This window comes from Sphingomonas sp. JC676, from assembly GCF_014489075.1.
In the GTDB taxonomy this organism is placed as follows: Bacteria; Pseudomonadota; Alphaproteobacteria; order Sphingomonadales; family Sphingomonadaceae; genus Sphingomonas.
Map to the genome: position 1 here is coordinate 137675 of NZ_JACTGR010000007.1, position 18928 is coordinate 156602.

The 18928-nt window shown below is 65.6% G+C and carries 22 protein-coding genes and 1 tRNA gene; 13 read left to right on the forward strand and 10 right to left on the reverse strand.

What is annotated here, in order from left to right:
- Positions 1–20 precede the first annotated feature (20 nt).
- Positions 21–218: a DUF1192 domain-containing protein gene (locus IAG41_RS21080; RefSeq protein ID WP_187730661.1), complete on the reverse strand. Its 198-nt coding sequence runs from the start codon at positions 216–218 to the stop codon at positions 21–23.
- Positions 219–295: 77 nt separating this feature from the next.
- Here IAG41_RS21080 and IAG41_RS21085 point away from each other — a divergent pair, with 77 nt between their 5' ends.
- Complete coding sequence (locus IAG41_RS21085; protein WP_187730662.1) at positions 296–1306, forward strand: NAD(P)H-quinone oxidoreductase; 1011 nt, start codon at positions 296–298, stop codon at positions 1304–1306.
- Here the strand turns inward: IAG41_RS21085 and IAG41_RS21090 are convergent, their stop codons facing one another.
- The gene (locus IAG41_RS21090; RefSeq protein WP_187730663.1) at positions 1307–1738 is read right to left on the reverse strand and encodes a hemerythrin domain-containing protein; all 432 of its coding nucleotides are present in this window, start codon (positions 1736–1738) and stop codon (positions 1307–1309) included.
- A 233-nt stretch (positions 1739–1971) separates the two neighbouring features.
- On the opposite strand from IAG41_RS21090, the gene IAG41_RS21095 reads away from it, so the two are divergent.
- The 4 genes from IAG41_RS21095 to IAG41_RS21110 all read left to right on the forward strand — a co-directional run bounded on the left by IAG41_RS21095 (position 1972) and on the right by IAG41_RS21110 (position 5415).
- A complete protein-coding gene (locus IAG41_RS21095; RefSeq protein ID WP_187730664.1) occupies positions 1972–2589 on the forward strand; it encodes a glutathione S-transferase family protein in 618 nt (205 codons plus the stop codon).
- 101 nt (positions 2590–2690) lie between these two features.
- The gene (locus IAG41_RS21100) at positions 2691–3569 is read left to right on the forward strand and encodes a UDP-2,3-diacylglucosamine diphosphatase (protein WP_187730665.1); all 879 of its coding nucleotides are present in this window, start codon (positions 2691–2693) and stop codon (positions 3567–3569) included.
- Between the two features lie 23 nt (positions 3570–3592).
- Positions 3593–4615 carry a glycosyltransferase family 4 protein gene (locus IAG41_RS21105; RefSeq protein WP_187730666.1) on the forward strand — a complete coding sequence of 341 codons (1023 nt, stop codon included), beginning with the start codon at positions 3593–3595 and terminating at the stop codon, positions 4613–4615.
- 116 nt (positions 4616–4731) lie between these two features.
- Complete coding sequence (locus IAG41_RS21110) at positions 4732–5415, forward strand: DUF1013 domain-containing protein (protein ID WP_187730667.1); 684 nt, start codon at positions 4732–4734, stop codon at positions 5413–5415.
- A gap of 50 nt (positions 5416–5465) precedes the next feature.
- On the opposite strand, the gene IAG41_RS21115 is transcribed toward IAG41_RS21110, so the two are convergent.
- Positions 5466–6611: an acyl-CoA dehydrogenase family protein gene (locus tag IAG41_RS21115; RefSeq protein ID WP_222950804.1), complete on the reverse strand. Its 1146-nt coding sequence runs from the start codon at positions 6609–6611 to the stop codon at positions 5466–5468.
- Between the two features lie 124 nt (positions 6612–6735).
- Between IAG41_RS21115 and IAG41_RS21120 the strand changes: the two genes are divergently transcribed.
- The 3 genes from IAG41_RS21120 to IAG41_RS21130 all read left to right on the forward strand — a co-directional run bounded on the left by IAG41_RS21120 (position 6736) and on the right by IAG41_RS21130 (position 9000).
- Positions 6736–7416: a winged helix-turn-helix transcriptional regulator gene (locus IAG41_RS21120; RefSeq protein WP_187730669.1), complete on the forward strand. Its 681-nt coding sequence runs from the start codon at positions 6736–6738 to the stop codon at positions 7414–7416.
- Positions 7417–7500: 84 nt separating this feature from the next.
- On the forward strand, positions 7501–8346 hold the full coding sequence (locus IAG41_RS21125) for a dienelactone hydrolase family protein (RefSeq protein WP_187730670.1): 846 nt from the start codon (positions 7501–7503) through the stop codon (positions 8344–8346).
- Positions 8347–8373: 27 nt separating this feature from the next.
- On the forward strand, positions 8374–9000 hold the full coding sequence (locus tag IAG41_RS21130) for a glutathione S-transferase family protein (protein ID WP_187730671.1): 627 nt from the start codon (positions 8374–8376) through the stop codon (positions 8998–9000).
- Positions 9001–9111: 111 nt separating this feature from the next.
- Here the strand turns inward: IAG41_RS21130 and IAG41_RS21135 are convergent, their stop codons facing one another.
- From IAG41_RS21135 to IAG41_RS21150, 4 genes are all read right to left on the reverse strand, one after another.
- Entirely contained in the window at positions 9112–9309 is a 198-nt protein-coding gene (locus tag IAG41_RS21135; RefSeq protein WP_187730672.1) for a DUF1289 domain-containing protein, read from the reverse strand.
- Positions 9297–9803: a thioredoxin family protein gene (locus IAG41_RS21140; RefSeq protein WP_187730673.1), complete on the reverse strand. Its 507-nt coding sequence runs from the start codon at positions 9801–9803 to the stop codon at positions 9297–9299. Before IAG41_RS21140 ends, IAG41_RS21135 begins: the two co-directional genes overlap by 13 nt.
- A gap of 2 nt (positions 9804–9805) precedes the next feature.
- Positions 9806–11281 carry a DEAD/DEAH box helicase gene (locus tag IAG41_RS21145; protein ID WP_187730674.1) on the reverse strand — a complete coding sequence of 492 codons (1476 nt, stop codon included), beginning with the start codon at positions 11279–11281 and terminating at the stop codon, positions 9806–9808.
- An 86-nt stretch (positions 11282–11367) separates the two neighbouring features.
- On the reverse strand, positions 11368–11826 hold the full coding sequence (locus tag IAG41_RS21150; protein ID WP_187730675.1) for a hypothetical protein: 459 nt from the start codon (positions 11824–11826) through the stop codon (positions 11368–11370).
- A 75-nt stretch (positions 11827–11901) separates the two neighbouring features.
- Between IAG41_RS21150 and IAG41_RS21155 the strand changes: the two genes are divergently transcribed.
- The 3 genes from IAG41_RS21155 to IAG41_RS21165 are packed head-to-tail and all read left to right on the forward strand — an operon-like array spanning position 11902 to position 14723.
- Entirely contained in the window at positions 11902–13350 is a 1449-nt protein-coding gene (locus IAG41_RS21155; protein ID WP_187730676.1) for an FAD-binding oxidoreductase, read from the forward strand.
- Between the two features lie 48 nt (positions 13351–13398).
- Positions 13399–14172, forward strand: a complete 774-nt coding sequence (locus IAG41_RS21160) for a SapC family protein (RefSeq protein WP_187730677.1) — start codon at positions 13399–13401, stop codon at positions 14170–14172.
- Positions 14169–14723: a cytochrome b gene (locus tag IAG41_RS21165; protein ID WP_187730678.1), complete on the forward strand. Its 555-nt coding sequence runs from the start codon at positions 14169–14171 to the stop codon at positions 14721–14723. The genes IAG41_RS21160 and IAG41_RS21165 overlap by 4 nt, the downstream gene beginning before the upstream one ends.
- A 196-nt stretch (positions 14724–14919) precedes the next feature.
- Here the strand turns inward: IAG41_RS21165 and IAG41_RS21170 are convergent, their stop codons facing one another.
- Entirely contained in the window at positions 14920–15765 is an 846-nt protein-coding gene (locus tag IAG41_RS21170) for an N-formylglutamate amidohydrolase (RefSeq protein ID WP_316251199.1), read from the reverse strand.
- A 109-nt stretch (positions 15766–15874) separates the two neighbouring features.
- Here IAG41_RS21170 and cpdR point away from each other — a divergent pair, with 109 nt between their 5' ends.
- Both cpdR and IAG41_RS21180 read left to right on the forward strand, forming a co-directional pair.
- Positions 15875–16252, forward strand: a complete 378-nt coding sequence (gene cpdR / locus IAG41_RS21175) for a cell cycle two-component system response regulator CpdR (protein WP_187730679.1) — start codon at positions 15875–15877, stop codon at positions 16250–16252.
- 78 nt (positions 16253–16330) lie between these two features.
- Positions 16331–16405: transfer RNA gene (locus tag IAG41_RS21180), tRNA-Val, on the forward strand.
- Between the two features lie 60 nt (positions 16406–16465).
- Here the strand turns inward: IAG41_RS21180 and IAG41_RS21185 are convergent.
- Entirely contained in the window at positions 16466–17578 is a 1113-nt protein-coding gene (locus tag IAG41_RS21185; protein WP_187730680.1) for a protein-glutamine glutaminase family protein, read from the reverse strand.
- Positions 17579–17961: 383 nt separating this feature from the next.
- Positions 17962–18654, reverse strand: coding sequence for a VOC family protein (locus IAG41_RS21190; protein ID WP_187730681.1), 693 nt, complete (start codon positions 18652–18654; stop codon positions 17962–17964).
- Between the last annotated feature and the right edge of the window lie 274 nt (positions 18655–18928).

Here is an 18928-nt window from a genome sequence, read left to right on the forward strand (position 1 = left end):
CTTGTCCGGTGCAGTCGCGCTCATCTCTTAAATATAGCGTCTGCGCTTGCGCGATGATTAATGGCACGCTGAATCTTCGTCCGGCTCCGTGCGATCTCGGCCTCGAGGAGCGCGATTCGCTCTTCGAGCTCCTCGACCGAATAGGGATCGAGATCCTGCTTCGCCAGCTGGACGACAAGATCGTCCTTGCGACGCGGAAGATTTTCGTCGGCGTCCATGTGGCGAAACGTTGACCCTGGCCGGGGTGATGTCAATAAGGCCTTGGGTTTATCCTTAATCTGAAAGCAACGCACGGATGATCGCTCCCGAAGTGATGCTGGCCATCGATCCCGATGCGCCGGGCGGTCCAGAAGTGCTGGTGCCCGTCGAACGTCCCGTGCCGAGTCCCGGCGCGGGCGAGGTGCTGGTGCGAGTCGCTGCCGCCGGGGTCAATCGGCCCGAAGTGTTGCAGCGCCAGGGGCTCTATCCGCCGCCGCCGGGCGCGCCGTCGATCCTGGGCATGGAGATTTCCGGCACGATTGTCGGCGTGGGGGAGGGCGTGGCGCGCGAGATGCTCGGCCAGCAGGTCTGCGCGCTGATCTCGGGCGGGGCCTATGCCGAATATGCCGTGGCGCCCGCCGGCCAGTGCCTGCCCGTGCCGCCCGCTCTGTCGATGGTCGAGGCCGCGGCGATGCCCGAGACGCTGTTCACCGTGTGGACCAACGTCTTCGAGCGCGCTTACGCCGTGGAAGGCGAGACGATCCTGGTCCATGGCGGCACCAGCGGCATCGGGACTATGGCGATCGCGCTGGCCAACCTGTTCGGGCTGACGATCCTCGTCACTGCCGGCTCGGACGAGAAATGCGAAGCCGCGCGCCGCGTCGGCGCCGATCACGCGATCAACTACAAGACCGAGGATTTCGTCGCGCGGGTGCGCGAGATCACTGGCGGCAAGGGCGTCAACATCGTCCTCGACATGGTCGGCGGCGACTATGTCCCGCGCAACCTCCAGTGCCTGGCTGATGACGGCCGCCACGTCTCGATCGCGGTGCAGGGCGGCGTGATGGCGACGATCCCGATCTTCGAGATCATGCGCCGCCGGCTGACTCTGACCGGATCGACGCTGCGCCCGCGCGACACCGCGTTCAAGTCGCTGGTCGCCGACGAGCTCCACCGTATCGTCTGGCCGCATGTCGTCGAGGGACGCCTCAGGCCGGTGATCGATTCGACCTATCCGTTCGCTCGCGCCGCCGAGGCGCATGCGCGGATGGAATCGGGCGAGCATGTCGGCAAGATCGTGCTGACGATCGGCGCGGCCGCCGACTGATCAGGCGGCCCGCTGCGCGGCCACTGCCTGCATCGCCTCGATCACCTTGGGGAAGACCGCCTCCTCCTCATATTGGAATCGCTTCTCCAGCGATCGCAGCAGGCCGCGCACGGTCATGCGGAATTCGCGCGGATCGGCCTCGATCGTCGCGAGGGTCCAGATGCCGTAATGCTCGATGGCGGCCTGGCGAGTGGCGAGGGTCTCGTCGGTCAGCCGGCGTGCCAGCTCGCGATGTTCGGGGCAGGGGCTCCGGCTGAGCGGCGCGATCACCAGCATGTTCTTCTTGGCGAGGTGCCGGGCTGCCGCCTGCGCCATCGTGCGGCGCGCCTGGGCGATCTCTTCGGTGGCGCCGGTATGCCCGGCCGCATCGATCACATCGTTCATCAGGCGAAGCAGTTCGCGGTGCCCGTCGCACAGCACGGTCAAAGACATGGTACACTCCCTTCCTTCAATTGTAGAAGGGATTGCTGCCGCTACGGATTTCGCTGCTCACTTCATTGGTGTCGCCGCCGTTAACCGGGATGCACGCTGCGCAGCATATTCGCGGGAGCGAAAAGCGAGGATCGTCCAGATAAGCCCCGTTTATCGCATCCCGGCGCCTATTTGTTTGACGTCGCCCTTCGAAGCGCGAGAAGGGCGGCGACCATTGGAAATGGGAGCACATTATGGGGCCCTTCGTCCTTCACGAATATGCCCGCTCGGGAAACTGCTACAAGATCCGCCTGACTGCGGCGCATGTCGGCATTCCGCTCGAGCGGCGCGAATACGACATCATGAAGGGCGAAACGCGGACCGCGCAGTTCCTGGGCGAGGTCAATGCGAACGGCCGCATCCCGGTGCTCCAGACCGGCGATGATTTCCTGCCCGAAAGCAACGCCGCGATCTTCTATCTCGCGCATGGCAGCCACCTGATCCCCGCCGATCGCTTCGAGCAGGCGGACATGCTGCGCTGGATGTTCTGGGAACAGTATAACCACGAGCCCAATGTCGCGACGATGCGCTTCTGGCAGGCGTTTATCGGCTTCGACAATCTCACCGAGATGCAGCGCGCGCAGTTGCCCGGGCGCGTCGCCGCCGGCGAGGCCGCGCTCGCGCTGATGGACGAGCATCTGGAGGGCCGGGCCTATTTCGTGCTCGACCGCCTGACGCTCGCCGACATCGCGCTCTACGCCTATACCCACGTCGCCGAAGAGGGCGGCTTCGATTTGCAGCGTTACCCCAATGTCCGCGCCTGGCTCGCCCGCGTCGCGGCACATCCCGCGCATATCGCGATCACCGAATAAGTGAACTATGACAACTAGATGAAAGCCGAACGATTCCAAATGTAACATAGTGTGGCCATAGGGCGGACCCGGGCAAGGGCAATGCACGGGGAAATGGGCCGATGGCCACGATCACCAGGCTTCCGTTCGATACGGCGCAACTCGCGGACTTCCACGCATCCACTCCGTCGATTCCGGAGCGCGCGATCACGCAGCGCCGGAAATATCGCACGATCTGGATCTCCGACGTCCATCTCGGCACGCGCGGCTGCAATGCCGAGATGCTGATCGACTTCCTCGATCATGTCGACAGCGACACCATGTATCTGGTCGGCGACATCATCGACGGCTGGGCGATGAAGAAGCGCTTCTACTGGCCCGCGACGCACAACGACATCGTCTGGCGCGTGCTCAAGCGCGCCAAGCGCGGCACCCAGATCGTCTACATCCCCGGCAATCACGACGAGATGTTCCGCCAGTTCAGCGGCCTCGATTTCGGCGGCGTGAAGATCAAGCGCCAGGCGATCCACACCACCGCCGATGGCCGCCGCCTGCTCGTCCTGCACGGCGACGAGTTCGACGCGATCACCATGTCGCACCGCTGGCTCGCGCATCTGGGCGACTATGCCTACGAAATGATGATGGCGCTCAACCGCTGGCTCAACATGGCCCGCCGTGCGTTCGGACTGCCCTACTGGTCGCTCAGCAAATACGCCAAGCAGAAGGTCAAGAACGCCGTGTCCTTCATTTCCAAGTTCGAAGAGATCGTCGCGCATGAAGCCGGCGCCCGCGGAATCGACGGCGTGATCGCGGGTCACATCCACAAAGCGGAGATGCGCACGATCCAGGGCGTGGAATATTATAACGACGGCGATTGGGTGGAGGGTTGCACCGCGCTCGTCGAGCACTACGACGGTACCATGGAAATTCTCCACTGGGCCGAGGAGATGGCAGCACGCGAAAGCGGCGAAGCGTCCGAGGTCAGACTGGCGGCGGCGTGACGGCAGCGGCAGGGGCCGAGACCGTGCGTATCGCAATCGTAACCGATGCCTGGGAGCCCCAGGTGAACGGAGTCGTCCGCACGCTCCAATCGGTTCGCCGGGTGCTGGAGGCACAGGGCCACAAGGTGCTCGTGATTTCGCCGGACCTGTTCTACTCGTTCCCGTGCCCGACCTATCCCGAGATCCGGCTGGCGCTCACCACGGTCAATCGCGTCGGCGCGATGATCGACGAGTTCGGCGCGAGCGCGATCCATCTCGCCACCGAAGGCCCGCTCTGCGTCGCCGCACGGCGCTGGTGCCTCAGGCGGGGGCGGCCGTTCACCACGGCCTATCACACCCAGTTCCCTGACTATGTCTCGGCGCGCTCGGGCGTCCCGGCCGAATGGATCTGGCGTTATATCCGCTGGTTCCACGCGCCAAGCGCGTCGATCCTCGCCTCGACGCCCTCGATCCGCGAATCGCTGGTCGCGCACGGCCTCAAGCAGGTCCGCCACTGGGGCCGCGGTGTCGATCTCGCCAATTTCCATCCCGGGCTCGATCCGCTGCCGGCGATGGCCGAGCTGAAAGGGCCGGTGCAGCTCTATGTCGGTCGGGTCGCGGTCGAGAAGAATCTCGAGGCCTTCCTGAAGACCGATCATCCGGGCACCAAGGTCGTGGTCGGTGACGGCCCCGCCCGCACCACGCTCGAGGCGCGCTATCCCGAGGCGAAGTTTCTCGGCCCGCTCTTCGGGCACGATCTCGCCGCGGCCTATGCCGCCGCCGATGTGTTCGTCTTCCCCAGCCGGACCGACACGTTCGGGCTCGTGATGATCGAGGCGCTGGCCTGCGGCACGCCAGTCGCGGCCTATCCGGTCACCGGCCCGGTCGACGTCCTGACGCCCGAGACCGGCGCGATGAGCGATGATCTGACCGCGGCGATCGGTGAGGCGCTGACCAGGGACCGCGCGCGGTGCGCCGAATATGGCCGCACCTTCACCTGGGAGGCCAGCGCGCGCCAGTTCCTCAATGCCCTGGTGCCGATGGGCGGGGAGAAGGCGGCGGCCTGACAAGCCTTAGCGTCATGCTGAGGATCGTTATGCTTGCTCCGAGCCGCATCTCGCAGTAAGTCATACCGGTTACGGCCGCCCGTGAAGGGCGGCCCTTATTGTTTCTGGAGAATATCGTGGCCCAGCCGCTGATGCCGCATGCGACCGCTTCCTGGCTGGTCGAGCAGACTTCGCTCACCTTCGAGCAGATCGCCGATTTTTGCGGCCTTCACATCCTCGAGGTCCAGGCGATCGCCGATGATACCGCCGCCACCAAGCTCACCGGCCGCGACCCCGTTCGCGCCCATGAGCTCACGATGGACGAGATCGAGAAGGGTCAGAAGGACCCCGACTATCGCCTCAAGATGAGCAAGGGCCCCGAGCAGGTCCGCCGCACCAAGGGGCCGCGCTACACGCCGGTCTCGAAGCGCCAGGACAAGCCCGACGGCATCGCCTGGATCCTGCGTCACCATCCGGAAGTCTCGGACGGCGCGATCGGCAAGCTGATCGGCACCACGCGCACCACCATCTCGGCGATCCGCGACCGCAGCCATTGGAACATCGCCAACATCACGCCCAAGGATCCGGTGACGCTCGGTCTCACCACCCAGCGTGAGCTCGACGCGCTCGTCGCCAAGGCCGCCAAGGCCGCCGGCATCGAGGCGCCCGTTGACAACCGTCTCGAGGGCGATCGCGAGGCGCTGATCACCGAACTGCGCGCCCAGCGCCAGGCCGCGGCGCATGCGGCCGACCTGGCGGAGAGCGGCGAAGACGCAGCGCCGGTCGAGCGCACCGCCGAGAACCTCTTCCGCAGCAACTGATCCCGGTTGCCGTCACGCCTGGCCAGGGCCTGGCGTGACGGCCGGAAACCTCAAGCGTCGATATCGAGGCCCAGCGCGACGCGGCCCGCCAGCGCGAGCTGCGGCCCTTCCTGCAGCGGATGGCAGCGCGCGCCCTGCACGTCGCGGAATGCCCGCTCCAGCCCGGTCTTGCGATAAAAGGCCGCGCCGCCGGCGACTTCCATCGCCTTTTCTACCGTCTCGATCGCCGCCTGGGCGATCAGCGTCCGGCGGATCATCGCGCGGCTGGTCGTCTCGGGTCCGGGCTCGGCGGTCATCGCGATCGACACCAGCTCGCGGAACGCCATCTCTGCCCGCGCATGGGCATTCTCCATCTCGCCCACCAGCCGGATCAGATCGGCGTTCGGCTTGCGCCCGCACGCGATCTCCAGCGCCCTTTGCCGGGCCCCGTCGGCCACGCCCACATAGGCCGCATAGATCGAGGCGAAGGCGATCTTGCTGATGACATGGAACAGCATGTGCCACTTGCCCTGCGGCCGCCGGCCGGCGATCCCCGCATCGGCGACGAACACCCGGTCGAGGACGACGTCCTGCGATCCGGTGCCGCGCATCCCCAGCACGTGCCAGGTTTCGTTGATCGTCACGCCTTCGGCGCGCAGCGGCACGCCGAAATGCAGCACCGTCGGCCCCGCATCGGGATCATCATAGATCGCGCTGGTCATCAGCAGGTCGCCCATCTGGCAGCCGCTGGAGAAGGCCTTGCGCGCGGTGATGCGGAAGCCGCCCTCGACCTTCTCGGCGGTGCCGGCGCTGTCCAGCCAGTCCGATCCGCCGCTCGAGACGAGGATCAGATCCTCGGCCGCGACTCGGCGGAGCAGCCCTTCGGTCGGCGCATTCTGATGCTCGCGCCGCCATGTCGCCGCGGCGACGAGGTGGGTGTGCATCGAGAAGGCGAGCGCGGTCGATCCGCAGGCGGCGCCCAGCACGCGGATCGCGCTGAAGATCTCGGCAACGTCCGCTCCGCCGCCACCCAGCTCGGCGGGCACCAGCGCCTTGAAGAATCCGGCTGCCTTCAGGCATTCGAATCCTTCTGAAACAAAGCTTTCGTCTGCATCGTGCAGATCCGCGATCGGTGCGATCTTGGCGGCGATGGCTTGCGCCTTCGCGATCCAATCGCGCGCCAGGACATTGTTCTCAGTGTTCTCGGTCGTAAGCATCATACTCTCCGCTATTGCTTCGGCGGATCCAATCTCCGATTTTGCACCGGCGCTTCCAGTTCAGAAACTGAACTTGCCTGATACAGATACTGAACTAGGCTGTAGCATCTTCATAGGAGTGAAGATGACCCAAGGCAGCTACAAGCAATTCTGCCCCGTGGCGATGGCGGCGGAGATATTGTGTACCCGCTGGACGATCGTGCTGCTGCGCGAGATGTTCGCGGGCTCGACTCGCTTCAACGATCTGCGCCGCGGCGTTCCGCGCATGTCGCCTGCCTTGCTCTCCCAGCGGCTGAAGGAGCTCGAATGCGCCGGGATCGTGCGCCGCGAGGCGTCGCAGGAATATCGGCTCACCGAGGCCGGATTGGAGCTGCAGCCGATCATCGAGGCATTCGGCATCTGGGGGCAGCGCTGGGTGGAGAGCGACCTGTCGCTCGAACATCTCGATGCCCAGCTGCTGATGTGGGACATGCGCCGCAACCTCGATCCCACGCCGCTGCCCGCGGCGCGCACCGTGATCCAGATCGCCTATCCCGAACTGCCCGATGCGCGCCGCCGCTGGTGGCTCCTGGTCGATCCGAACCAGGGCGTGGACCTTTGCTCGATCGATCCGGGCTTCGACGTCGATCTCTATGTCTCGGCCGATCTGCGCGCGATGACGGCGGTCTGGATGGGCTATGAGACGGTCCGACATGCAATCGATCGTCAGAAGCTGATCGTCACCGGCGATCCGCGCATTGCCGATCAGATGCAGCGCTGGCTGGGGCTCAGCCCTTTCGCGAAGCACGCCAGATTGGTCGCGTGACGGCGTGGCGCGGGCAGGGCTTTGGGGTTAGCCTGCGCCGGCGAATCGGACCCCCGGGGCGCCTGCGAAAGCGTGGAGAAACCCATGTGTGACGAGCTGACCGCCGCCGACAATGACCGCTTCCTGATGACCCGCCGCGCGTTCGGCGCGGGCGCCGCGGCGGCGGGCATGGCGGTGCTGCTGCCGGTCCCCGCCAACGCGGCCGAGATCAAGGGCCGCGAGATCACCATTGCCACCCCGGACGGCACCTGCGACGCCTATTTCGTCGCGCCCGCCACCGGCAAGCATCCCGCCGTGATCGTCTGGCCCGATATCCTCGGCCTGCGCCCCGCCTTCCGCCAGATGGCCGATCGGCTCGCGCAGTCTGGCTATGCGGTGCTCACCGTCAACCAGTTCTACCGCTCGACCAAGTCGCCCTTCGTCACGCCCGGCCAGGGCTTCGACGACTGGCTCAGAGGCAAGGTCGGGCCGTGGCGCGAACTGCTCACCCCCGATGCCACGACGCGCGACGCCAAGGCGTTCGTCACCTGGGTCGACAGCCAAAAGGAAGTCGACAGGAAGCGCGGCATCGGCAGCACCGGCTATTGCATGGGCGGCCCGATGGTCATGTACACCGCCGCCGCGGCGCCTGCGCGCGTCCATGGCGGCGCGACCTTCCATGGCGGCGGGCTCGCGGCCGACGGACTGATCGCGCTGGTGCCGCAGATGAAGGCGCGCTGGCTGATCGCGATCGCCGAGAATGACGATGCGCGCGCGCCTGGCGACAAGGACAAGCTCAAGGCGGCCTTTGCGGCGAACAGCCAGCCCGCCGAGATCGAAGTCTATAAGGGTACCATGCATGGCTGGTGCCCGCCGGACAGCCAGGTCTACAATCCCGACCAGGCCAACCGTGCCTGGGACAGGCTGCTCGCTACCTTCGCCACGCTCTGACCATCATTGACTTTGGGAGAGACTGTCATGGCCGACGAACTGGTTTTCTACACCAATCCCCAGTCGCGCGGGCGCATCGTCCGCTGGATGCTCGAGGAAACCGGCGCGCCGTACGAGACCGAGGTGGTCGATTACGGCACGACGATGAAGGGCGAGGATTATCTGACGATCAATCCGATGGGGAAGGTGCCCGCGATCGTTCACAACGGCCAGACCGTCACCGAATGCGCCGCGATCTGCGCCTATCTGGCCGAGGCGTTTCCGGATGCCGGCCTCGCGCCGCTGCCCGAGGAGCGCGCGAATTATTACCGCTGGCTGTTCTTCGCCGCCGGCCCGGTCGAGCAGGCGGTGACCAATCATGCCGCGCAGTTCGTGCCCAAGCCCGAACAGGGCCGGATGTTCGGCTATGGCAATTACGATCTCACCGTCGACGTGCTCGAAGCGGCGGTAAGCGCCAATCCCTATATCGCAGGCAGCCGCTTCACCGCTGCGGACGTCTATGTCGGCTCGGCGGTTGGCTGGGGCACGATGTTCGGCACCTTGCCCAAGCGCCAGCCCTTTACGGACTATTTTGCCCGGCTGAGCGGCCGCGATGCCTTCCGGCGCGCGGCGCAGCTCGACGATGCGCTGGTAGCGGAGCGGGCGCCGGCCTGAGGCCTCTAGAGACTGTCCTGATCGGATGGCTGTGCTCCTGCGAAAGCAGGAGCACAGGATCACAGGCGATCCGATCGCGACTCTGGGCTCCTGCTTTCGCAGGAGCACAATTTAAAGCCCGGCGAGCTTGCGCATCCGCTCGGGAAGCGCGGCCACCACTGCGGCGCGGTCAGCAGTGTCCACATTGCCCCAGCGGGTGATTTCGTCGATCGTCCGGCCGCAGCCCCGGCACCAGCCGGTAGTGTGATCGAGCACACAGACATTGGTGCAGGGCGAGGGGATTCGGCGTTCGCCGCTCAATTCGCCCATTTTGCCAGCCAGTCGGCCATTTCCTGGGGCTTGTGGCTCGGCACGCTGTCGGCAAGCCATAGGGTTCGCGGGTTACGCGCCTTGCTGCTTCGCGCATCCACGACAAGCACCGCCGGCACTGCGCGCACTTTCGCGCCGTAGCGGGCGGCGATGTCGAGATTGCGGTCGAACCGCCCGATATCCACTATCACTAGCTCGAAATTGCGCGCCACGTAGCGCCGCATGTCGGGGAGCGCGAGCACGCCGGCGAACACCCGGCATTCGAAGCACCAATTGGCGCCGAAATCGACCACCACCGGCTTGCCCGACTTCTTCGCACGCGCCAGTGCCGCTTCGAAATCCCTCGCCGCATCGGCACGCGAATCATAGGGCGAGGGCAGCGGCCGGGGCAGTTGAAGCAGCGATTGCGCGCCGAGCCGCGGCGCCGTGCCGGACGGTGCGGCGAGCGCCGGGACCGCCACCACCAGCGCCGCGACCAGCGCCCCCCGACGCATGGTCAGCTGCCGAGGGTGAATTTCAGGAAGTCGGGGACGGGGCCGTTCCAGCCATCGTCCGGACCGTCATCGGCCGGCTGGCGACGGCGCGGCTCCTCGCGGCGCGGTTCGCTGCGGCGCGCGTCGTCGCGGCGGGGGCGTGCCTCGCCGCGCGGTTCGGCAGCGGGGCGTTCGTCGCGACGGCCACGTTCGCGCTTCGGCGCAGGCTCGGCCTCGCGCTTCGGGGCAGCTTCCGCCTCGCGTGCCTCGGGCTCGGCGTCGTGCACCTCGCGTTCGGCGTCGCGCTTCCTGCCGCCACCGCGCTTGCGCGGTTCGGCCTTGCGTTCCTGAGGCGCGGCCTCGCGCTCCTCGGTGCCCTTGCCGGACGGCGCCGTGGTGCGCTCGATCTTATGGCCGGTCAGCTTCTCGATATTCTGGATATTCTCGGCGTCTTCGGGCGTCACCAGCGTATAGGCGATGCCGGTGGCGCCCGCGCGGCCGGTGCGGCCGATGCGGTGGACATAGTCGTCGGGATGCCAGGGCGCGTCGTAATTATAGACGTGGCTGACGCCCTTGATGTCGAGCCCGCGCGCCGCGACGTCGGATGCCACCAGGATATTGACGTCGCCCGCCTTGAACCGCTCGAGCTCGGCGATGCGTTGCGACTGTTCCATGTCGCCATGGATCTCGGTCGAGCGGAAGCCCGACTTCTGCAGGCTCTTGTTGAGATCGCGCACCGTCGTCTTGCGGTTGCAGAAGACGATCGCGTTGGTCACGTCGTCGGCGCGCAGCAGGTCGCGCAGCACCGATCGCTTGTCCGATGCGGAGACGGGCACGATCCACTGGCGGATGTTGATGTTCGCGGAGGCTGGACGCGCGACCTCGATCCGCTTGGGTTCGTTGAGGAACTTGTCCGCCAGCTTCTTGATCACCGGCGGCATCGTCGCCGAGAAGAGCAGGGTCTGGCGCTGCTTGGGCAGCTTGGTGCAGATTTCCTCGATATCGGGGATGAACCCCATGTCGAGCATCCGGTCGGCCTCGTCGATCACCAGCAGGTTGCAGCCGGTGAGCAGGATCTTGCCGCGGCCGAACAGGTCCATCAGCCGGCCCGGCGTGGCGATCAGCACGTCCACGCCCTTTTCGAGCGCCTTGACCTGGTCGCCCATCTGCACGCCGCCGATCAGCAGCGCCATCGAGAGCTTGTGGTTGGTGCCGTACTTCTCGAAATTTTCGGCGACCTGTGCCGCTAGCTCGCGGGTGGGCTCGAGGATTAGCGACCGCGGCATTAGCGCGCGGGTGCGCCCCTCGCCGAGGATGTCGATCATGGGGAGAACGAAGGCGGCAGTCTTGCCCGTGCCCGTTTGCGCGATTCCGACGATGTCCTTGCCCATCAGGACAGAGGGGATCGCCTGGCGCTGGATCGGGGTCGGCTCAGTGTAGCCGGCATCGGTCACGGCACGCAGAAGGTCGTCAGAAAGGCCGAGATCGGCGAAGCTCATGCGGTTGTCCGGAAAAGGAGGCCGCGTCCTTCGCAGCCTCGAAAAAGCCTTCACGCGCTTGCGGATTTGCGGCCCGATGTCAAGGTCTAGCGCGCTACTACGAGCGTGCGGAATGCCTGAACCGGGCATGCGCGCCCCGAACGCGAGCGGAGCGAATCGCGGCCTGCGCACAGTTTCTTGTCTTCGGTCGGCTTCACATAGAAGCCCGAATAAAAGCCGAGTGCAGGGCATTCCGACCCCAGCTTGGCGCGCAGCAGCGATCCGTCGTTGAGCACCAGATCGACGCTGTCGGTGGTGTTGACGGTAAAGCCGGCAATCTTGTCCAGCTTCACGCAATCCGACGTCTTTTTCTCGGTCACCGGTGGCAAGCGCGGCTGGCGCAGGATGATCGTGGTGCTGGTCACGGTCATGCGGGGAACGTGGATCGTGACATGTTGCTGCTGGAACATCGCGACCGCGCCATGCCGTACGGGCGGCTCGGGCGCGACCGCGGGCGCCGCGAACAGCAACATAAGACCGGAGGCGGCGAACAGCGGATTCAGCATGGTTGGGACACGCTTCTACGAAACAGGCTTGAACAGTGGATGAACTGACGCAGCGCATGCTATCGCGCAACCGTCATGACGCCCCAGCAACGCCAGATTGTCGAGACTGTCCTGGAACGGTTCGGTCTCAAGGCCGTAACCACCGATCCTGACGCGATCGCGCCTTGGGTGACCGATTGGCGCGGACGCTTCCACGGCGCGGTCCCCGCGCTGCTGTCGCCTGGCTCGACCGAGGAAGTCGCCGCGATCATCGGCCTCGCGGCCGAGGCGGGCGTTCCGGTCGTGCCGCAGGGCGGCAATACCGGCATGGTCGGCGGCGCGACGCCCCCGATGGACGGTTCGGCGCTTTTGCTCTCGCTCCGCCGCATGAGCCGCATCCGCGCGCTTTCGGCGGAGAGCAATCTCGCCGTAGCCGAGGCCGGGGTGATCCTCGCCGATCTGCGCGACGCGGCTGAGAATGCCGGGCGCCGCTTCCCGCTCGATCTTGGCGCGCGCGGCAGCGCGACGATCGGCGGGCTCGTCTCCACCAATGCCGGCGGTGTTCAGGTGCTGCGATTCGGCACGATGCGCAGCCTGGTCGCGGGGGTCGAGGCGGTGCTGCCCGACGGATCGGTCCATGACGGCCTCGCCGCGCTCAAGAAGGACAATCGCGGCTATGACCTCAACCAGCTGCTGATCGGCGCCGAGGGCACGCTGGGCGTGATCACCGCCGCCAGCCTGCGGCTCGTGCCGGGGATGGTCGCGCGCGCGGTGGCGTGGGTGGGCGTCGAAAGTCCCGCGCGAGGCCTCGCGCTGCTCCGGGCGATCGAGGCTCGGACCGACGCGGTCGAGAGCTTCGAGATCATCCCAGACGACACGTTGCAGCTCGTGCTTCATCATGTGCCCGGCACGCGTCAGCCGCTGCCCGGCACGCATCGCTGGCACGTATTGATCGAGGCGGTCGCGACCGATGCGGATGCGGAGCCCCCCGCCTCGCTGGTCGAGCGGCTGCTGGCGCCCGCGTTCGAATCGGGCCTGGTCGAGGATGCCGTGATCGCCGCGAGCGAGGCGCAGGCCGAGGCGTTCTGGCGGATTCGTCACGCGATCTCGGAGGCGGAGCGGTCGGCGGGGCCCGCCGTCCAGCACGATATCTCGGTGCCGGTCGACGATATGCCGCGCTTTATGATCGAAGGTGCCGCCGCGGCCGAAGCGCGGTTTACGGGCACGCACGCCATCGCCTTCGGCCATCTCGGCGACGGCAATGTCCATTTCCATGTCCGCGCGCCGCAGGGCTCCGATCCGGCGCGCTGGTATGCAGAAGAGGGGCCCGTGATCAGCCGATTCGTCCACGACATGGTTGTTGCGGCCCATGGCTCGATCTCCGCCGAGCATGGCATCGGCCAGATGAAGCGCGACGAACTCGCCCGGCTCAGCGCGCCGTCGCGAATGGCCGCGCTGCGCGCCATCAAGGGCGCGCTTGATCCGAAGGGGATTCTCAACCCGGGCAAACTGGTGGCGCTTGCGCCGAGCCCGGGCAAGCCATAGACCCGCGCCCGAACTTTTCACGCATTCAGCAATTTTCAGGAGAGTATGATGGCCAGCGCGCCACAGCAGCCACTTCCCTTGTTCTACAATGGCCTCGAGCCGCTTTCGAGCCAGACGCATGCCGATTTCCGCCTGCGTATCCTCGACAAGGCGCCGTTCCTCGCCAACCAGCATGCTGTTCCGATCACGGTCGAGGAATTCCCGCTGGTCCAGCGCTTCATGCCGATCGTCTTCTCGGTCGGCGACGACCCCGTGCCGCTCGCGCTGATGGGCCTGAACGAGGGCATCAACACCTTTGTCGACGATGAAGGCAAGCTGCTCGAGACCAATTTCTACGTGCCGGCCTATGTCCGCCGCTATCCCTATCTGCTGGCGCGGCTCCGCCCCGATGCCGATGAGCTGTCGCTTTGCTTCGATCCGACCTCGGGCATCGTCGGTGCGTTCGAGGATGGCGAGAAGCTGTTCGAGGACGGCCAGCCGAGCGAGCTCACCAAGAACATCCTGCAGTTCAACGAGCAGTTCGAGCAGGCCGGCGCCCGCACGACCCAGTTCATGAAGGAGCTGAAGGATCTCGGCATCCTCATCGATGGCGAAGTCAGCATCCAGCCCGATGGCGCGGCGCAACCCTTCATCTATCGCGGCTTCATGATGGTCGACGAAGCCAAGCTCAACGAGCTGCGCGGCGATCAACTGCGCAAGATCGTCCAGAACGGCATGCTGCCGCTCATCTATGCGCATCTCTTCTCGCTGCAGCTGATGCGCGACATCTTCTCGCGCCAGGTCAGCATGGGCAAGATGCCCGAGCCCCAGCTCGTCGGATGACAACCGGGTTCGCGCGCGGCGAGCGCTACAGCCGGGGGGCGATCGCCTTTCACTGGGTGATCGCCGCGCTCGTGCTCTTCAATCTCTGGCTCGGCCTGTTCCACGACTCGCTTCCGCGCGAGTGGAAGGTCATCCCGGTCCACAAGTCGGTTGGCATCACCATCCTGGTGCTCACGCTCGGCCGGATCGCCTGGCGGCTGACGCATCGTCCGCCGCATCTGCCCGACCTGATGGCCGGGTGGGAAAAGGCTGTCGCCAAGGGCGTGCACCTCGTCCTCTACACGCTCCTGCTGATCCTGCCGCTCACCGGCTGGCTGCTTTCGTCGAATCCCGCGCGGCCGCGGCCGTTCAGCTGGTTCTTCCTGTTCGACGTGCCGATGCTGCCCGCGACTCCGGTGATCGCGCGGAACGCGCATGAGGCGCACGAGCTGCTTGGATATCTGATGGCCGCGCTCGTGCTGATCCATATCGCGGCAGCGCTGCGCCACCATTTCCTGCTGCGTGACAAGGTATTGGCCCGCATGCTGCCATGGGTTTCGCGCCGCCGCTGACCGCCATCGCGAGAGAATTGTCGCAGTTTGTCGCGGCGCGGCATCGGGCCTTGAACTCCTTTGTCGCTCAACTATATCTGGTTTGTACGGTCTGGTGTCCCCCCTTTCGCTGGGCCGTGCGGCACGCCTTCGGGCGTGTCTCCTCCCTGAACCTTGGCCACCTCGTGGGTAACCGCGAGGTGGTTTTTTTATGGGATTATTCGGCGGCGATCGCCACGGGGAGCGCCTCGTCGGCGACCGCATCGATGATCGCGCGGAGCAGCGCCACCGTGGCCGCCAGCCCTGGACCGGGCTGGTCGAGCGCCGCATCGAGATAGAGCGAGCGATCGAATTCGAGCTGGATCGCATGCACCCCGCGTCGGGGATCGCCGTGGCGTTCCAATATATGGCCGCCCGAATAAGGCGTGTTGGCGCCGATCGCGACTCCGTGCGCCCGTGCGACTCCCTCGATTCGCCCGATGAAGCGCGCGGCCGAGGATTTGCCGAATCGGTCGCCCAGCACGAGCCGCGGCGCGGTCGCCGGATCGCCGAGCGGCGGCATCGAATGAATGTCGAGCAACACCGCCACGCCGAATCGCACCCGCGCTGCCGCAAGCGCCGCGTCCACCGCCGCATGATAGGGCCGGTAATCGGCGCGGATCCGCTCGGCGACTTCCTCGCTCGACAGGCGCCGGCTCCAGATGTCGCCCGAATTGCCCACGCGCCGCGGTACCAGGCCCAGCCCGCTGCGCAGCTTCGCCGATTGCGGGCGGCCGAGCGAGCTCGCGCCATCGTCGAGTCGCGGGTCGCGCTCATGCTCGGCGCGGTTGAGATCGATCCAGGCGCGGGCGCGCTCCGCGACGAACAGGGTCTCGCCGCGCCGCGCCTGCAGGCCGAGCGTATCGGCATGGCGATCCTCGAGTCCCCTGAGCGCGGCCAGCGGAACGCGCAGAGCGGCGCGCAGGGGTAGGGGGTATTCGCGCCCGGCATGCGGCACCGAAAGCACCACCGGGCTGATCGGCTCCAGGGGCCCGTGCCGCAGGAAAGAGGGCGTTGCCGTCACGCTTCTTGCCTAAGGCCGCGTCAAGAATTCGGCAATGGCGCGCGCTCAAAGCTGGAAAATGTTAATCGCTTCCAGCATAAGATGCTCGCTTGCGTGGGATGGGGTAACGATGATCCGGATTTTGCTGGCCGAGGACGACCGCGTGATGCGGGAATACCTCACTCGGGCGCTGGAGCGCTCGGGCTATTCGGTCAGTGCGGTCGATCGCGGCACTGAGGCGATGCCGCTGCTCCAGACCGAGCGATTCGATCTGCTGCTCACCGACATCGTCATGCCTGAGATGGACGGCATCGAGCTCGCGCAGAAGGCTAGCGAGATCGCGCCGGACATGCGCGTGATGTTCATCACCGGATTCGCCGCGGTCACGCTGCGCGCCGGCCAACAGGTGCCGCAGGCGCGCGTGCTGTCCAAGCCGTTCCACCTGCGCGACCTGGTATTGGAGGTCGATCGGCTGTTCGAGGCGGAGAGCATTCCCACCCGCAATTGATTTCGGACGATCGGCGGGTTGCAAGCGTGGGATTCCCTCGCTAAAGGCCCGCTTCCCGAGTTTAGCCGAGAGGCATTCGGGCGCGTAGCTCAGTGGTAGAGCACTGTGTTGACATCGCAGGGGTCGCAAGTTCAATCCTTGCCGCGCCCACCATTTCAAAAGGCCCGGAAAGCTGATCGCTTTCCGGGCCTTTTTCGATTGCAGTGTCCTGCATCACGGGCAGTTGGCATAAGGCGGCGGACCGGAGTTGATCGCGCGCTCCTGCAGCCTGAGCCGATAATAAGCCAGGCGGTCGTTCGTCTTCACATAGCCGGGATCGGTCTGGCCCCACAGATAGTCCGATGCGTCCGTATAGGTCAGCGTGGCGCCGGGATCGCCCTGGACGGACTTCCATTGGCTGACGGACACCGGGGTGGTGAAGAGCGACGGATCGATGACCATTTTCTGGGTGCACCAAAGCCGCCGCCACGACCATCGCCGCCGGACGCACAAGGTCGGCGCGACATGCCAGCCCCAATTGACGAAACAGGCCGGATTGTTGCGGGTCAGCGTATGCAGGGATCCCTGGATCCAGACCTTGCGCGGGGACAGGCCCATGGCGATCATGAGCCGGCACATTTCATGCGCGCGCGCCCAGCAGCCGTCGTCCGGGTACAGGAATGGAATGCAGGGCGCCGGCACGGTCAGGGGAGCGCAACTCGTCGCGCTCATTTGATCGAAGACGTTCTGCGCGTGCCCTGCCGAGATGCAGCCGCGAAACCACCAGTTCCACGGCCAGATCCACCAGCGCAGGAACCCGTACCAGTCGAGCGTCGGGCGCGGGTGCTCGAACGGGAAGTCGAGAAGCGGCCCGTCGTCCGGGCCCGGTTCAAAAAAACGCGCCTCGATGACCTCGCGGCGATCGTCGGTGACCAGGATGAGAGGCTGTTTGCTGCGCGCCGCTTCCCGCAGCATTTCGGAAAGCTGGCCGAACCGCTCATGGCTTTTGCCGAGCAGGAACCGCGCGTGCGAGGAATCGATCTCGAACTCGATTCCTTCGCGCGTTTCGCGCGTCTCTCGTACGCGGCCGAGATCGGGCACACGCAACAGGCTTATCGCTTCGGTGTCGGGGTCGACCTCCAGATAGACCGGCTGGCGCAACTTCTCGAGACCGGCGAGGATCTGCGCGTAAGCCGCCGCCTTCTCGTGCCCGGCGGGAAGGCGGACGCGCCGGCCCTCGTCGAGTATGATCTCGAGATCTTCCTTGCCGCCGGCCGTGGCGAAGTCTTGCCCGGGCGGCAATTGGACACGCACCTGGCGAGATACGATAATCTGAGACGTTGCCATGATCTGACTCCGCTGCTGGATTGCACCCGCACCAAAAGCGCGGTCGCAGTCGCTTTCTAGTCAAGGTCCGCACGCGCTTTCGGCACTGTCTATCTTGCTTGGGACCGACGCCGAGTTTCAGATTGTGTGAATCTTCCCCGACTCACGATCTGACTCGAGAATAATAACAGATCGGCAACATTCGGAACAGGAAGGCGTTTCGCACGAAGCCCGGCGACTATAATTGCCGAACTCGTTATGCCTCCGCATGGGCGCGCCCGATGACCGGTCCCCACCACCGCTATTGACGTCAGGCTTACATTTCAGACGAAAGCGGTCCGGCCATTGACCTTGGATCTTGGCCACGGTCGCTCAGGCGAGCGTCGAGAACCTCCTGCCGTCGCTCACAACGGCAGTGGCGCCCCGGATTGCTCCGCCACCATATAGGCGGCGTACCAGTCGGGCCAGTTCTCGTCATGCTGGCCGCCCATCCGTTTCTCATGCTCGCCATGCGCGAGAGCTGCGCGCCACATCGCATTCCTCAGATCCGCTACGGAGGCGAAGCTCGTAACGCTCGAGTCGATTCGGCCCGGCAATCGCGTGGTGATCTCCTGCAACAGCCAGCCGTTGCCGTCGGGGTCGCGGAACGACGCGAAGGAGCGGTAGCTGCCATGGTCGGGATCGGGACCGCCCACGCGTACACGCCCGAACAGATAGGGCTCGTCGGTGCCGGAATAGACGCTGTCGCCGCCGTGAAAGGCTTCGCTGACCGCGACCCCGCGGCGGAGCAGATCGTCCCGTGCGGCCTCGATGTCGGAGACGATAAGATAGAGTCCTTGGGCGGAGCCGGGAGCCGCGGCGGTCACGTTCGTGCCGAAGATGACCGAGGTCGAGGAGCCGGGGGGCGTGAACTGAAGCACCCGAAAATCGTCGCCCTGGGCGAAGTCGGCATCGAGCCGCCATCCCAGGTCGCCGTAAAAGCGCTTGGCGCGATCGACGTCTGAAACGGGAATGACGACGATCTCGAGTTTCATGTCGATCGATTGCGCTTTCGGTGTTTCGATCGTCATTTCGCTGGGTGCTTCAATTGTGGTCATAACAAACTCCTTGGTTTGGATGACTTGCCGCGATTCCGAACGCAGTGAGGGGCGCGAAAACGGATGCTGCGGAATTGCTCGCCAGCGATCGCGACTCACGAGACCGCTGTCGGTGGTACCGCTTTACAGCATAACGTCCGCGCAGGTTACTGCCGGCCGCGCGCTCAGCGTGCTTTTGATCGGGAAGCCGTGCTCCGGATCCAGCGCCATCGTTGCAATGTAGGATTTCGCCTGCAATCCCGCCCAGGCTCTTTCTCATCGCGAATATGATCCG